This window comes from Leptolyngbya sp. NK1-12 (genome assembly GCF_032598965.1).
GTDB lineage: Bacteria > Cyanobacteriota > Cyanobacteriia > Elainellales > Elainellaceae > Elainella.
The window spans coordinates 68,067-82,314 of record NZ_CP053587.1 but is presented as its reverse complement, the minus strand read 5'-3'; the positions used below and the strand labels follow the sequence as shown (position 1 = coordinate 82,314).

Annotated in this window: 14 protein-coding genes; all 14 read right to left on the bottom strand. The window is 50.6% G+C overall.

Annotated features, from left to right (window positions below; genetic code table 11):
• Positions 1-25: 25 nt before the first annotated feature.
• Positions 26-343: a nitrogenase-stabilizing/protective protein NifW gene (nifW, locus tag HJG54_RS28830; RefSeq protein WP_316436506.1), complete on the bottom strand. Its 318-nt coding sequence runs from the start codon at positions 341-343 to the stop codon at positions 26-28.
• A complete protein-coding gene (locus tag HJG54_RS28825; RefSeq protein WP_316436505.1) occupies positions 340-561 on the bottom strand; it encodes a CCE_0567 family metalloprotein in 222 nt (73 codons plus the stop codon). Before HJG54_RS28825 ends, nifW begins: the two co-directional genes overlap by 4 nt.
• A gap of 10 nt (positions 562-571) precedes the next feature.
• On the bottom strand, positions 572-1,045 hold the full coding sequence (locus tag HJG54_RS28820; protein ID WP_316436503.1) for a NifX-associated nitrogen fixation protein: 474 nt from the start codon (positions 1,043-1,045) through the stop codon (positions 572-574).
• Positions 1,042-1,452 (bottom strand): nitrogen fixation protein NifX, encoded by a 411-nt coding sequence (gene nifX, locus HJG54_RS28815; RefSeq protein WP_316436502.1) that lies wholly within the window; start codon positions 1,450-1,452, stop codon positions 1,042-1,044. Before nifX ends, HJG54_RS28820 begins: the two co-directional genes overlap by 4 nt.
• A 22-nt stretch (positions 1,453-1,474) precedes the next feature.
• Positions 1,475-2,779, bottom strand: coding sequence for a nitrogenase iron-molybdenum cofactor biosynthesis protein NifN (gene nifN / locus HJG54_RS28810; RefSeq protein ID WP_316436501.1), 1,305 nt, complete (start codon positions 2,777-2,779; stop codon positions 1,475-1,477).
• Positions 2,780-2,870: 91 nt separating this feature from the next.
• Positions 2,871-4,259, bottom strand: a complete 1,389-nt coding sequence (nifE, locus tag HJG54_RS28805) for a nitrogenase iron-molybdenum cofactor biosynthesis protein NifE (protein ID WP_316436500.1) — start codon at positions 4,257-4,259, stop codon at positions 2,871-2,873.
• 173 nt (positions 4,260-4,432) lie between these two features.
• The gene (locus HJG54_RS28800) at positions 4,433-4,735 is read right to left on the bottom strand and encodes a Mo-dependent nitrogenase C-terminal domain-containing protein (protein WP_072009810.1); all 303 of its coding nucleotides are present in this window, start codon (positions 4,733-4,735) and stop codon (positions 4,433-4,435) included.
• A gap of 109 nt (positions 4,736-4,844) precedes the next feature.
• Entirely contained in the window at positions 4,845-6,383 is a 1,539-nt protein-coding gene (gene nifK / locus HJG54_RS28795) for a nitrogenase molybdenum-iron protein subunit beta (protein ID WP_316436499.1), read from the bottom strand.
• A gap of 251 nt (positions 6,384-6,634) precedes the next feature.
• Positions 6,635-8,128: a nitrogenase molybdenum-iron protein alpha chain gene (nifD, locus tag HJG54_RS28790; RefSeq protein WP_316436498.1), complete on the bottom strand. Its 1,494-nt coding sequence runs from the start codon at positions 8,126-8,128 to the stop codon at positions 6,635-6,637.
• A gap of 220 nt (positions 8,129-8,348) precedes the next feature.
• On the bottom strand, positions 8,349-9,245 hold the full coding sequence (gene nifH, locus HJG54_RS28785; RefSeq protein ID WP_316436497.1) for a nitrogenase iron protein: 897 nt from the start codon (positions 9,243-9,245) through the stop codon (positions 8,349-8,351).
• Between the two features lie 177 nt (positions 9,246-9,422).
• Positions 9,423-10,310: a Fe-S cluster assembly protein NifU gene (gene nifU, locus HJG54_RS28780; protein ID WP_316436496.1), complete on the bottom strand. Its 888-nt coding sequence runs from the start codon at positions 10,308-10,310 to the stop codon at positions 9,423-9,425.
• Positions 10,311-10,460: 150 nt separating this feature from the next.
• Positions 10,461-11,663: a cysteine desulfurase NifS gene (gene nifS, locus HJG54_RS28775; RefSeq protein WP_316436495.1), complete on the bottom strand. Its 1,203-nt coding sequence runs from the start codon at positions 11,661-11,663 to the stop codon at positions 10,461-10,463.
• Positions 11,660-12,052, bottom strand: coding sequence for a 4Fe-4S dicluster domain-containing protein (locus HJG54_RS28770; protein ID WP_316436494.1), 393 nt, complete (start codon positions 12,050-12,052; stop codon positions 11,660-11,662). Before HJG54_RS28770 ends, nifS begins: the two co-directional genes overlap by 4 nt.
• Before the next feature lie 77 nt (positions 12,053-12,129).
• Positions 12,130-13,614, bottom strand: a complete 1,485-nt coding sequence (nifB, locus tag HJG54_RS28765; protein ID WP_316436493.1) for a nitrogenase cofactor biosynthesis protein NifB — start codon at positions 13,612-13,614, stop codon at positions 12,130-12,132.
• Positions 13,615-14,248 lie beyond the last annotated feature (634 nt).

Here is a 14,248-nt window from a genome sequence, read left to right as displayed (position 1 = left end):
GGAGGAGATGGGGAAGGTGGGGGGACTAATCGGTGCCAATTTCTGAGAGTAGGACTAGGTTGGGTGGTTTTTCGTTGAATACTTTGAACAGTTTTTCGGTGAGGGGGGAAGAGGTGGTGAAGGTGTTGTAGGCTTGTTGGAGGGCGGCTTGGTAACGCTCTAGCTTTTCGGTGTCGTTTAGGTCTGGGAATTCTGCATCAATGGCTTTGATTAGGGTGGAGAATTTTTGCAGGATATGCAGGCGGTTTACATTGACGAATGTTGGATCGTAGGGCAGACCGAAGAATTCTAGGTAATCTTCTGCATTTACCAATTGCTGAAATTCGGCTAGGGTTCCAGTCATATTTTCTGCTCCAATTGCTTTAGCTGAGTTTTGAGTTGAGCAATTTGTCGATAGATCTGGTACGTTTCGGTGGCGGCATCAACCAAACGTTCGTAGTCGGTGGGTAATCCTTCGGCCAGATCGTGCAGATCCATCTTCATCTGTCCGGCTTTGCTGGTTAGCCGTTTGATTTGGGTTTTGAGTTCCTCAATGCTGGTTGTTTGTGCGGTTTGTGTCATGAATTTTCCCCTAGAGTTTACCGACTTCAGGAAAACGATTGGCTAAACCGACTGCCGTTTGGATCAGCCTGTCGCCTTCGGTTTCTAGCTTGTCCAGCGAGTCGAAGCCAAACCGTTGGGCATCTCGTAGGGTGCGGGCCACTAGCAGCAGACGACCAGAGAACACCAGTGCCCAGCCGAATCCTTCGTGGCTTAAGTCGATCACGACCTGACACAAGAGGCCGGTTTCTGATTCGATCTGGTGGGCAATAGCTCGATAAAAGGCCAGGATACGTCCTTTGGTGATGGGATCTACCTCGCCTTCAACCGAGATTTCGCGTTTCTGGGCTTTGCTGACCACATAAGGCTTGAGCAGTAATTCATCGGACCAGTTGCGGTAGGTGCCGTAGGGATCATTAGCGCGAACCTGCTGCACAATTGCCTTTAGGAAGGGGCTGATTACTGGTTCAGTTGCTGTCGAGCTGGTAGTTTGAGTTGTAGTCATACAGGTACTTCTTCCTCGGTTTGATCAAAGTTGGGGTTACGTTGTAGCAGGGCTTTTCTCAGCCAGGGGGGAGGACTACTGTTCAGGGTTTGCACCAGTTTGGTCAATAGGTCGGTAATTTCCTGGTCTTCTGATTGCGCTTTGATCGGGGTAATGCGCTGTTTAATTAAGCGGGCGGCTGCACTACCGCCAATGGTCGAGACATACACAATCGTGCAGTCATGCAGAGCTTCAATTTTGGGCAGTAACTTGTCTTCGTTGCCATCTTCATTGAGGTTACCGTCGAACCGCAGGGTTTCTACAAAGCTGTATCCAGTCTGATCTACTTCATAGACATCAATCGTTCGCGCTGAACCAAAGTGGGCGTTAATATGAATGTTGTCGCTGGTTGTGAAGGCAATTTTCATTGGATGTTCCTCCTCAATATTATTAGTGTTTTACGTGTGCTTCCTCCTGCTCTAAAAATAAATTGCCGAGGTTAAACAACAGTTGCATCACACCGCGATAGCCGACGGTGCAGCGCTGGCCGTTACCAAGGCGATCGAAAATTGGAAATCCGAGACGATAGAGCGGAATCTGGAGTCGCTGGCTGATTGTTGCCACGTGAGAGTTGCCAATCAACAAATCTGATCCGATTGCGAGCTGTTCAAAGTCTTCTAGATCGCCAATCGTCACAGTTTCGACAGGGAGCTGTTCCAGCAGCGGCGATTTGGTGGTTGTGACGGCGGCCTGCACATTGGCTCCCATGCTTTGCAAAAAATGTACGGTTGACCAAAGTAGATCGGGTTCTAGCGCCAGAGCTACCTGTTTGCGGCCAAAGAAGAAGTGGGTATCCAGCATGGCATCTTGCAACTGTTTGCGCTGACGGCGATAGTGTTCTGGTACAGGCAGGCCGCTCAGGTCTGCTAAGCTCTCTAAAAAGCTGTCTATAGCGTCCAGATTGCTGAGGCTGGGGAAGACTTCATAGGGAATGCCAAACTGGGACTGGAGGGCTGCTGCGGCTGCTCGCATACTTTCACCCAGGGCCAGCGTATAAACTGAACTGCCGATTTCTCGCAATTCTGCTAACGTGGTGCCGCCACTGGTGACGGTTTGGGCGGTCTCGTCTAAATGACCATCTAGTGAAAGAGATAAATCAGGAACTATAACCGCACTCAAGTCGAATGCTGCGACAATTTCCTTGATTTCCTGCACATCTCCGGGAGCAAAGGCGGAGCTAATCAGCAGTGTAATTTGGTTGGGGCGGGTTTCGCCCGGTTGAGGCAAGGTTTTGACTAGACTTTCTACCGCTGCTGCAAATCCGTCTTGTAATGCACCTCGAAAATCTGGAGTAGAAGCAAAAACAATAGGTAAATTATGCAGTTCGGGATGGCGCTTGCGAATGGTTTGGAGAATACCAATCATGTCATCGCCGCGAGTTTCGGTTAATCCGGTGGTACATAGTCCGATAATTTCCGGATGGGATTTTTCTACCAGCGTCAAAATCGCCTGTTCGACGTTCTCTTCTCCACCCAGAATGGTGCTCACCTCAGTCATAGCTGTGGTCGATAGAGGAATCGCCTCCCGGAAATGACGTACTAGCATCACTTTGGCGAAGGCCGTACAGCCCTGCGACCCGTGAAATAAAGGCATCATACCTTTCAAACCCAGAAAGGCTAAGGCGGCACCGAGGGGTTGGCTTTGCTTCAGCGGATTGACTGCGATGGATTTGCGGGGAGTGGTGATGGTGGCCATGGGTGAGTGGGTGGGGGGTGAGGGGTGAGGGGGTGGTTTTGAGCTAGGTGCTAAATTCAAAACTCAAAACTCAAAACTCAAAACTCAAAACTCAAAACTCAAAACTCGAACTATTGTCCCACGGGGCGGGTTTGCGGACTTGGGACCAGACGGGGCTGTAGAGGGCTTCTTCGAGTTCGCGGGCCATTTCGACCATGCCGATGTAGCCGGCGTAGGGATGGTGGCGTTCTTGGTTGATGTCGAGGAAGGGAATTCTGGCTTTGAGGGCGGTGTATTGGTTGCGGCCACCGGCGATCAGCATGTCGGCTTTGGTTTGGGCGATGACGCGCAGCAGTTCTTGGGCGTTGCCTTTCTCCAGCATGATGCCGTCTTTACCAAGTAGTTCTTTGATGCGGGCTTTGTCTTCTTCGGTGCTTTTTTTGGTGCTGGTAGCGCAGACTTCCATGCCTAAATCTTTAGCGGCGGAGATAATCGACCAGCTTTTGACGCCGCCGGTGTAGAGTACGACTCGTTTGCCTTTTAGTTTGGCGCGGTAGGGAGCAAGGGCCTGATCTAATTGATTCGTTTCTGCGGTAATTAGCTGTTCGACTCGCTGTTGTAAGTCTGTATCGCCTAGTTTAGCGGCAATGTTCCGCAGGCAGCGATTCATGTCTTCTATACCGTAGAAGGATTCTTCGATATAAGGTATGCCGTATTGTTCCTCCATTTTGCGCGCCATGTTGATCAACGCTTTTGAGCAAATCATCACGTTGAGTTTGGCCCGATGGGCAGCGGCAATATCTCGATAACGGCCATCGCCGGTAATTTGAGCCAGGACGCGGATGCCCAATTTCTCGAATAAGGGCAATACACCCCACAGTTCTCCGGCAATGTTGTATTCGCCAATTAAGTTAATGTCGTAGGGCGTGGTATATTCGGGTTCGCGGGTGCCGACTACGTACCCTAGCAACGCTTCGCCACCGACGCGGTTGCCGAGATTCTTGCTGCCAATGAAGCCAGGAGAATTGACTGGAATCACGGGTGTACCGATTTTCTCGGTCGCTTTCTGACAAACTGCATCCAGATCATCTCCAATCAGGGCTGTAACGCAAGTCGAGTAAACGAAAATGGCAGCCGGATTGTAGCGCTGTTGTATTTCTAAAATCGCTTTGTAGAGGCGCTTTTCCCCACCAAAGATCACATCGTTTTCGGTCAGGTCGGTGGTGAAGCCCATTTTGTAGAGTGTAGGCCCGGAGGAAAGGCTACCGCGACTGCCCCAGGAATTACCTGCACAAGCAATTGGACCGTGCACTAGATGGGCTGCGTCGGTGATGGGTACCAGCGCGATCATAGCTCCATCAAAGGCGCATCCGCCTTGGGCTGCACCGGGTTGGGCCTGTTGGGTACAGGACTTGTTTTTACCTTTGCCGTCCTTCTTGTGGTTGTGTTCACAAGCTGACTCGCTCAGGAGTTCGTTGATTTTGCCTTGAGTGAGTTTCATGGGTGAAGGGGTAGGGGGTGGAGGGGCTTCGCCGTGAGCGGCTCAGCCGAACGGTGTATGTCCTGCGGACAGGCGTTGCCCACGCGTAGCGTCGCCGTAGGCGCTAGGGTGAGTAGTTTTGAGCTAAGTGCTGAATTCAAAACTCAAAACTCAAAACTCAGAATTCAGAACTTTCAACAGATGTATTTGGTAATGTCTTCGCCGCATGTATCGGAGAGATAGCTGAGGGCGCGAAATCGGAGGGTGATGAATTCGTTGTAGAGGGGATTGAGTTTGCAGAGGGCAGGAATATGTAGAGTTTTGCCGAGTAGGGAGATATCGCGTTCAAAGGGGCAGCTACAGGGGATCAGATGGCAGATCAGGTGTGCCAAGCGGTTGTTGTGGATTTCGAAATGGTCCAACCATTGTCGCAGAGGGGCGAGCAGATCGAGATCGGGGTGCCCTCTTGAGTTGAGGTGATGAAAGAGCGTAGACATAGAGAATGGGATGGTGAATCGATAGGATGTGGATTTGAAATGTGAGGGCGGATTTACTGAGAAAATTGATTGGGTTGACAATTATCTGTGAAACCCGCCCGCAGATGCATTAGCGAATCAGATCGTAGGAGATGTCGGTTTTGGCCGGAATAATCGTGTTGCGATCGAGTTCGTCTAGAATTGTGTTGACGATCCAGTTAAGCAGGTTGATCGTGCCCTGATAGCCGTAGGTGGCATAGCGGTGCAGGTGGTGGCGGTCGAAGATCGGGTAGCCGATCCGCACAATTGGGGTATGGGTGTCGCGCCAGAGGTATTTGCCGTAGGAATTGCCGATGAAGAAGTCAACGGGTTCGGTGAACAGCAGAGAGCGCAGGTGCCACAAGTCTTTGCCGCCCCAAATGGTAGCACCGGCCCCAAACGGGCTGGAGTCCAGCAGTGCCCGCAGTTCTGTTTCAAAGGCTTCGTTGCTGTTGGTCACTACAATGTGAACGGGTTCAGCACCGACTTCTAACAGGAACTGCACTAAGCCGACCACCAAGTCTGGATCGCCATAGAGCGCTACTTTCTTACCATGCAACCAAGCTTGCGAATCGGTAAGCGCATCGACAGCACGACCCCGCTCATCTTCTAACTCCTGCGGAATTGGTTTGCCGGTCAGGGCCGACAGCTTCATCAGGAACTCATCGGTACCGCGAATTCCTACGGGGCGCGTCACATAGGTTTTCTGTTTCCACTCGGTTTCGATGTACTCACGGGTTTTGGTAGTCGAGTAGGCTTGGAAGGCAATGGTAGCTTCGGCGTTGATCGAATCGGCGGCATCGGCTAGTTTGGTTCCACCTGGGTACATGTTGAATTCGCCGTTATTGGGAGAATCCAGATAGTCTGAGTTGTCGGCCAACAGGGTGTAGTTGATGCCCATCACCGAGGCGAGCCGCTTGATTTCCCGCAGGTTGCCGATGTAGGTCTCAAACCCAGGAATCAAGTTGAGCTTACCGTTGGTGGTTTCTTGCTTCTTGCCTTCGGTCAGATTCGAGAGAATCCCCTTGATCATATTGTCGTAGCCGGTGATGTGGGACCCGACGAAGCTAGGCGTATGGGCATAGGGCACAGGAAAGTCCTGCGGCACCGATCCCTCTTCCTTCGATGTTTTGATGAAGGCTTGCAGGTCATCGCCAATCACTTCCGCCATGCAGGTTGTACAGACCGCAATCATCTTGGGCTTATACAGGTTGTAGGAGACTGCCAATCCTTCCACCATGTTCTTCAATCCGCCGAATACTGCAGCATCCTCTGTCATCGAAGATGATACTGCTGAGAATGGTTCTTTGAAATGGCGGGTAAAGTGAGAGCGAAAATAAGCGACACATCCCTGCGAGCCATGTACAAACGGTAGCGTTCCTTCAAACCCAACGGCAGCCAGAATTGCTCCCAGTGGCTGGCAAGCTTTGGCTGGGTTAACGGTCAGCGCTTCCCGGGCAAAGTTCTTCTCCCGGTATTCCCAGGTCTTGGTCCATTCCGCTGTCTGCGCGACTAGATCCGGATCATGTCCGCCTTCAAACTGCTTCTTATTCGCAAACAGTTCCTGATACTCATCCTGGTGGAATAACTGGGCGTGGTCTTTGATGTTGTCAATATTGTTTTGAGCCATGATGGGTGTTCTCCTGTAGGGGGTATTTGCGTAGCGTGCCTGGTGGGGGAGGTGAGGGAGGTGGGGGAGGTGAGGGAGGTGGGGGAGGTGTAAGCTTTTTGAACTGGTTGGGGAATTTGCATTCGCTCGCAAATGTCAATGCATAACGTGCTTCAAGGCTGGGGAGGTGGAGTGAGGAATTGCTGCTTCCCCACCTTCCCCATCTTCCCCATCTCCCCCATCTTCCCCATCTCCCCCACCTCAGCATTCACTCAGCCATCCACCTCCTTCCACGGTGCGCCAATCAAACTCCAGGTGGGGCTATTCAGGGCGAGATCCATGTCGCGGGCGAAGATTGCGAAGCCGTCGTAGCCGTGGTAGGGACCGGAGTAATCCCAGGAGTGCATTTGGCGGAAGGGAAGCGCCATTTTCTGGAAGACGTATTTTTCTTTGATGCCAGAGGCGATTAGATCGGGTTGCAATTCTTTGACAAATTGCTCGAATTCGTAGGCTGATACGTCGTCGTAGATCAGGGTGCCGTCTTCGACATAGTGGGTGGTGCGCTTGTAGTCGTCGTTGTGGCCGAATTCGTAGCCGGTGCCGATTAGCTTCATGCCGAGGTCGTAGAAGGCGGGAACGACGTGGCGAGGACGCAGGCCGCCTACCATCAGGGCGACGGTTTTGCCTTCTAATCGAGGCCGGTATTTAGCGATTACTTCTTCAGTTTGCTGTTGATATTTGGCGATTACTTCCTCGGCTTTGGCTTGAATCGTTTCATCGAACTTAGAAGCAATTTCGCGCAGCGATTCGGCAATTTTGGTCGGGCCAAAGAAGTTGTATTCTAACCAGGGAATGCCGTAGGTTTCTTCCATGTGGCGGCTGATGTAGTTCATCGAGCGGTAGCAGTGGACGAGATTCAGCTTCACTGAAGGAGTTTTGATCATCTCGTGCAGGGTGCCATCGCCGGACCATTGGGCGACGACCCGCAGGCCAATTTCTTCGAGCAGAATTCGACTGGACCAGGCATCTCCACCAATGTTGTAGTCACCAATAATCGCGACATCATAGGGAGTGCCCTCTGGGATATTTCCTGCTTGCTTCTCTTTATCATGTTGAGGAAATACCCAATCCCGAACCGCGTCGTTGGCAATGTGGTGGCCGAGGGACTGGGAGACACCTCGGAAGCCTTCGCAGCGGACTGGAACTACGGTTTTGCCGATTTCTTTTGCCGATTTCTTAGCAACTGCTTCAATATCATCGCCAATCAGACCAATTGGGCACTCAGACTGGATGGAAATCCCACGATTCAGCGGAAACAGTGCTTCCAGTTCGGTGATTAGCTTCGCCAGCTTTTTATCACCGCCAAATACAATGTCCCGCTCCTGAAAGTCGGAGGTAAACTGCATGGTGCCAAAGGTGTCGATGCCGGTGGTACCAATGTAGTAATTGCGCCGACCAGACCAGGAGTAGTAGCCGCAGCCAACCGGCCCGTGGCTGATGTGAATCATATCTTTGACTGGTCCCCAAACCACGCCCTTCGAGCCAGCATAGGCGCAACCGCGCGTGGTCATTGTACCGGGAACCGATTTGATATTTGACTTAACGCCGCAATCAGATTTACCTTCTTCATAGACATTCAGGTGCTTTTCTCGCTTTTTCTTCGCTTTGTCCGGATAGACTTGCAGAACTTCCTGAATCAGTTCTTTGGCGTCTTTCGTCTCAACAGCAGGATTCTCTTCAAGCGTACTGGATTCTAGAGGTGTCATAGTCTGCCTCTCGGGTAAAGGATAGGGTGGAGGGTGAGGTGGGAGGTGAGGGAGGTGAGGGAGGTGGGGGAGGTGAGGGAGGTGAGGGAGGTGGGGGAGGGTGCTTGTGTATTCAGTTTGCAGGGATTGGGAGGTGTTCACGGAAGGATAAGGGGAATATACTTCCCTATCTCCCCCATCTTCCCCATCTTCCCCATCTCCCCTTCCTCATCTCCTAAAACTAAGCAACGCCAGCCGGTGCCTTAGTGCCAGACTGGATGGCTTTCTGGTAGTCTTCTTCACCGGCTAGGATGCCGAATTCGACCAGCAGTTCTTCCAACTCGTCCATGGTGATCGGTGTCGGAATGGTGAGCTTGGTGTTTTCTTTGATCTTCTTGGCGAGGGTGCGATACTCGTTGGCTTGGCTGCTGTCGGGTGCGTATTCGATCACGGTCATGCGGCGCAACTCAGCATGTTGAACAATGTTGTCGCGGGGGACGAAGTGAATCATCTGGGTGTTCAACCGCTCGGCCAGGGTTTCGATTAGCTCGATTTCCCGGTCTACTTTGCGGCTGTTGCAGATCAGACCACCCAAGCGCACACCGCCAGAGTGGGCATATTTCAAAATACCGCGAGCAATGTTGTTGGCTGCATACATCGCCATCATTTCACCGGAAGTGACGATGTAGATTTCCTGGGCTTTACCTTCCCGGATTGGCATCGCAAAACCACCGCAAACAACGTCGCCCAACACGTCATAGGATACGAAATCTAGATCTTCGTAGGCACCGTTTTCTTCCAGGAAGTTGATGGCGGTGATGATACCCCGGCCTGCGCATCCCACACCGGGTTCCGGACCGCCCGATTCAACGCAACGGACGCCGAGATACCCTTCCAGCAGCACTTCTTCGATTTCCAGATCTTCTACAGCACCACGCTCAGCCGCCAAGTGGAGAATCGTGGTTTGGGCTTTGCTGTGCAGCATCAAGCGGGTCGAATCGGCCTTGGGGTCACAGCCAACGATCATGATGCGCTCGCCTATCTCGGCTAACCCGGCAATAGTATTTTGCGAAGTGGTCGATTTACCAATCCCGCCTTTGCCGTAGAACGCAATCTGTCTAATATTTTCGTCAGTCATGGGAGAATCTCCTTTAAGGTGTTAAGGGGTGAGCGGACAATCATCAGCCATCAATTATTGAAATGCTCATTCTTGAGTTGTTTTTTAGTTCATCAGAATGTTCGTCAAGATTTGATGACCGGATTAGGAGGTTGGAATCAATCGGAGGCGATCGCCCAACTGGAAGTCGAATGGGCATCATGACACCGCTTCCACAACTAAGCTAGGTGAAACATGTTCGCGTAACCGAGCTTCAATCGAATTTTTTAGCGTCGCCAGACTGCTGCTACAGGAGCCACAAGCCCCCTTCAAAACTACTTTGACGACATCACCGTCTACGTCATATAGTTCGACATCACCGCCATCGGCAAGCAGAACCGGGCGCACTTCTTGCAGAACCGCTTGAATCAAGTTGATCTTTTGCACCGTAGTCAGGGGTCGATTCTGGGCTTGGGCTGTAGCAATTTCCGCCGCAACTCGGATCGCCGTCAGGTCTTTTTCCTCCTGAATCGCCGCAATCAGATCTTCGATTTCGGCAGCACAGGAACTACAGCCACCGCCCGCCTTTACGTAGCTTGTGACTTGCTCAACCGTAGTCAAATTATTTTCGATCACTACCCGACGAATGCGATTTTCACTCACACCAAAGCAGCTACAGACAAGTCTACCGTCATCCTCTTCATGTTCTTCTACTTCGATGCCGCGATATTTATAAATTGCTGCTTCTAATGCTTCCTGTCCCATCACTGAACAGTGCATTTTCTCTTCCGGCAGCCCACCCAAATAGTTGGCAATATCGCGGTTACTGATATTCAGAGCTTCATCTAATGTCAGTCCTTTGATGATTTCCGTTAGGGCCGAAGAGGAAGCAATGGCGCTAGTGCAGCCAAAGGTTTGAAACCGCGCATCCAATATTTTATCGGTATCGACTTCAATCTTGATGTGCAGTCTGAGCGCATCCCCACAGGCAATGCTGCCTACTTCACCAAACACAACCGCAATCCCTGCTGCATCCGTCGCTTCGATCGCGCCCTGGTTTTTAGGGTTATAGAACAATTCCAATACTTTCTCGGTGTAGTCCCACATGGCAGTTACTTCAGTTTTGAGTTTTGAGTTTTGAGTTTTGAGTGGAGGCTATAGCTTGCTTTTACGTAGCAGTGGGTCGAATGTTGAGTGTTAAATTGAGTTCTGAGTGTCGAGAATTAAGTAATGAACTTAAAACTCAAAACTTAAAACTCAGAATTTCCCCACCACTGCCTCTTCCCGGTCTTGGAGCCATTCCGCTTGGTCGTTGTTGAAGGGGGAAAGAGCGCGTAGCCGTTCGACGATACTGGGCATGACCTCTAGGACGCGGTCTACTTCGGCTTCGGTGGTGTAGCGCGAAAGGCTGAACCGAATCGAGCCGTGCAGAATCGTGTAGGGTAGCCCCATCGCTCGCAGGACGTGGGATGGCTCTAGGGAACCGGACGTACAGGCAGAGCCGGAGGAGGCGCAGATGCCGTACTGGTTGAGGCAAAACAGAATTGCTTCGCCTTCGATGTACTTGAAGCCAATGTTGGTGGTGTTGGGCAGGCGGTTTTTCCGGTCGCCGTTGATCTCGGTTTCGGGAATCGCTAACAGTCCTTTTTCCAGACGATCCCGCAGTTTTTTCTCCTGGGCTACATCCGGTAAATGAATCTGAGCTAGTTCAGCCGCCTTGCCTAGTCCTATAATGCCCGCTACGTTTTCGGTACCTGCTCGTCGTCCGCGTTCCTGATGACCGCCAATCAACAAAGGCCGGAAGCGGAACCCACGCTTCACATATAGCGCCCCCACGCCTTTAGGCGCATGCAGCTTGTGGCCCGATATTGTCATCAGATCGATCGAGCTGGTTTTGAGGTTTAAGGGTAGTTTCCCGGCGACCTGTACCGCATCGACATGGAAAGTAGCTCCGTATTCTTTCGCAATTAGACCGACTTGTTCAACTGGAAATACTGTGCCGGTTTCATTGTTGGCGTACATGGTGGAAACCAGAGCAGTGTTGCCGGTCATAGCGGCTTCCAGCTCCATCAGATCAAGCTGTCCCTTGCGGTCTACTGAAAGGTAGGTGACGGTATATCCTTGCTTTTCTAGCTGCTTGAATAAGTTTAATACACAGGCATGTTCAACTTGCGTGGTAATCAGATGTTTCCGATCGGGTTGGGCGGCTAGAGCAGCTCGAATCGCTGTATTGTTCCCTTCGGTGCCGCAGCTTGTAAAAATGACTTCTGACTCTTCTGCACCAAGTAGTTCAGCGACTTGTCCACGCGCCTGTTTCAGCGCCTTGCCCACCTGCCCACCAAAACTATGCATCGAAGAAGGATTGCCGTAATATTCGGTCAAATAGGGCAGCATTGCCTCCAGCACATTTGGATCGATTTTAGTGGTGGCATTGTTGTCGAGATAGATAACTGCACTCATGCGTTGGCTCCCACAGGTGTAGGGGTTTGTAAGTGTTGAGACAATTTTTGCGAATAGTGGGAATAGGTATTGAACCAGGACTGCCAATACTCGGATTGGTGATTGGCTTTGAGCCGAGAGACTAGACAATCGTAAAGGCTAAACCAGTTTTCCCAGTAATCGTTTGAGCTGATGGTGAGGGATTGCGGTAGAACCGTCAGATCTGGAACGCATCCGTTAGTGGTAGGGCAAGCGGCCCAACATTGAGGGACGGCATAGTGACCTACACAATCATTACAGCGTTCAGGATTGATTTGATACTGGTGGTTATTTTGTGTGATTGCCTGATTCGGACAAACTGATTCGCAACGATTACATCCAATGCACTGATTTGTGATCATGTAGGTCATAGCAACCCCCCTTTGAAAAGTTTTAAGTTTTAAGTTTTAAGTTTTGAGTTGCAGGACTGAGCGGGTTACTATATGCCTCAAAACGTCTGGACATGTTGGTCGTAGAACTCTCTGGCTACTTTTTCGATCACGTCATAGGCTTCGACGACATGTAAGCCCGCTTCTCTTAGTTCGGCTTTCGGACATTCACCGACTTTGGAAACTAACACGGCTTTGCAGTCAGCAATGGTTTTGATTACATATTCCAGTGTGGCATCTTCGCCATAACCGCCTTGACAGTATTGGTCTACCTTGCGGTGGCCGACAAACTTGGCTTCGTTGGCGTCTACTTCAAAGATCTGGAATTCCTTGGCGTGACCAAAGTGTTGGTTGACAATGCCGCCTCCCTTCGTGGCTACAGCCACCAGAATTTTGGGGCTATTTTTGATGCGCTCGCTGGGTTTGACTTTGGCTTTTGTCAGCTTGATTTCTTCCTTGAATTTCTCAATTCCCGCATGCACTTCCTGACGTAGTTCTGGATCATATTGGGGCGACATTTCCATGAACTTATCTTTGGTAAATTCCTGGCTGCGGTCTTCTCCCAGTAACCCAACTGCATCAGCCCGACATTGGCGGCAATGGCGCATCATTTTCATATTGCTATCGGCGCACTGGTCCTGCAACTGTTTCAATTCTCTAGGTGTAGGACCACGCTGTCCGTTCAAACCAAAATAAGTACCATGTTCCGGAGCGGAAATCAGTGGCATGATATTGTGCAGAAATGCTCCCTTCTCGCGGATGACTCGATCGACTTCTACGAGATGTTCATCATTGATTCCCGGAATCATCACCGAGTTGACCTTACACAAAATATCGGCTTCTCTCAGGGCCTGGAGTCCTTCCATTTGGCGTTCGTGCAGAATTCGAGCGGCTTCTAGTCCTTTATAGCGTTTGCGGCGGTAGTGCACCCAGGGATAAATTTGGGTGCCGATTTCCGGATCTACCATATTAATGGTAATAGTAACGTGATCCACATTCAGCTGCTTGATCCGATCCACATAATCCGGCAACATCAGTCCGTTAGTAGACAAACAGAGCTTAATGTCGGGTGCCTTGTCGGCAATTAGTTCAAAGGTGCGGAAGGTTTTTTCTGGATTCGCTAACGGATCACCCGGCCCAGCAATGCCTAATACGGTCATCTGGGGAATTTTACCGGCAATCACCAGCACCTTATGGGCAGCCTCTTCGGGCGTCAATAATTCACTCACCACACCGGGACGACTTTCGTTAGCGCAGTCATATTTGCGGTTACAGTAGTTGCATTGAATATTGCAGGCCGGGGCCACAGCCACATGCATGCGGGCATAGTGATGATGCGCTTCTTCGCTGTAGCAGGGGTGCTTGGCAATCCGGTCGAGAGTGCGTTGGTCGAAGCTGCTGGCCGTATTTGTATTGCTACTACAACCACAGCTATCGCTCTTGTTATGCGTTACCTTCTCAGTCACCGTGTTTTTGGTGATTACAATGTCTGTGACAGCTTCGGTTGGAGGAGAGAGAAGTCCGGACAATGGAGGTGGTGTCATTGAATTTCGGCAGGTTGGGTGGACATCACTATCAGTTGCTCCACTATTCCAAAAAATTGATTGAAGTCGCTGGGTACAGACAACCTACCGATGCAGGCTAGAAGCTTTATGGGTCCAGTTGAGGACAATAATTAAGACTGTAACGCAACGACTTCATTCATTAGGAAATGGGAACAATTGCTAACTCCATTCACTCTGTCTCTCGCCAAGAAACCTAAATCTATAGTGGTTTGGTTGAACGAACCTGTGTCTCTGGGAGAACTGAGCAACTGGTGTTATGAGAGTTATACCAGCCAGCTAAAATCGCCCAGTCGAGTCAAACCAGGTAAGAGTTATTGAATTCATTAACTTGTACTCAAGCCCGCAAACACAGACTGAGCCAGGATTAAAAATTTTTTTCAGGTCGGGGTACGAGTATTTTTTAGCAGGGGGTCAAGTATTTATGGAGCGGGGGAATGGTGTTTTCTGTACTCAGCTTTAGTCTTTATCAAATCAGGATTTGAGGCTATTTTTTCATCGTTTTTGAGTATGCGAACCTGTACTCAAAAACTAGCCCAACCTAGCCCAGAATTGCCATTTGAGGAGATGTTTGATGGGTTTTTTGATTAAAGACTGGGAGAAATCAAGCTAGGAA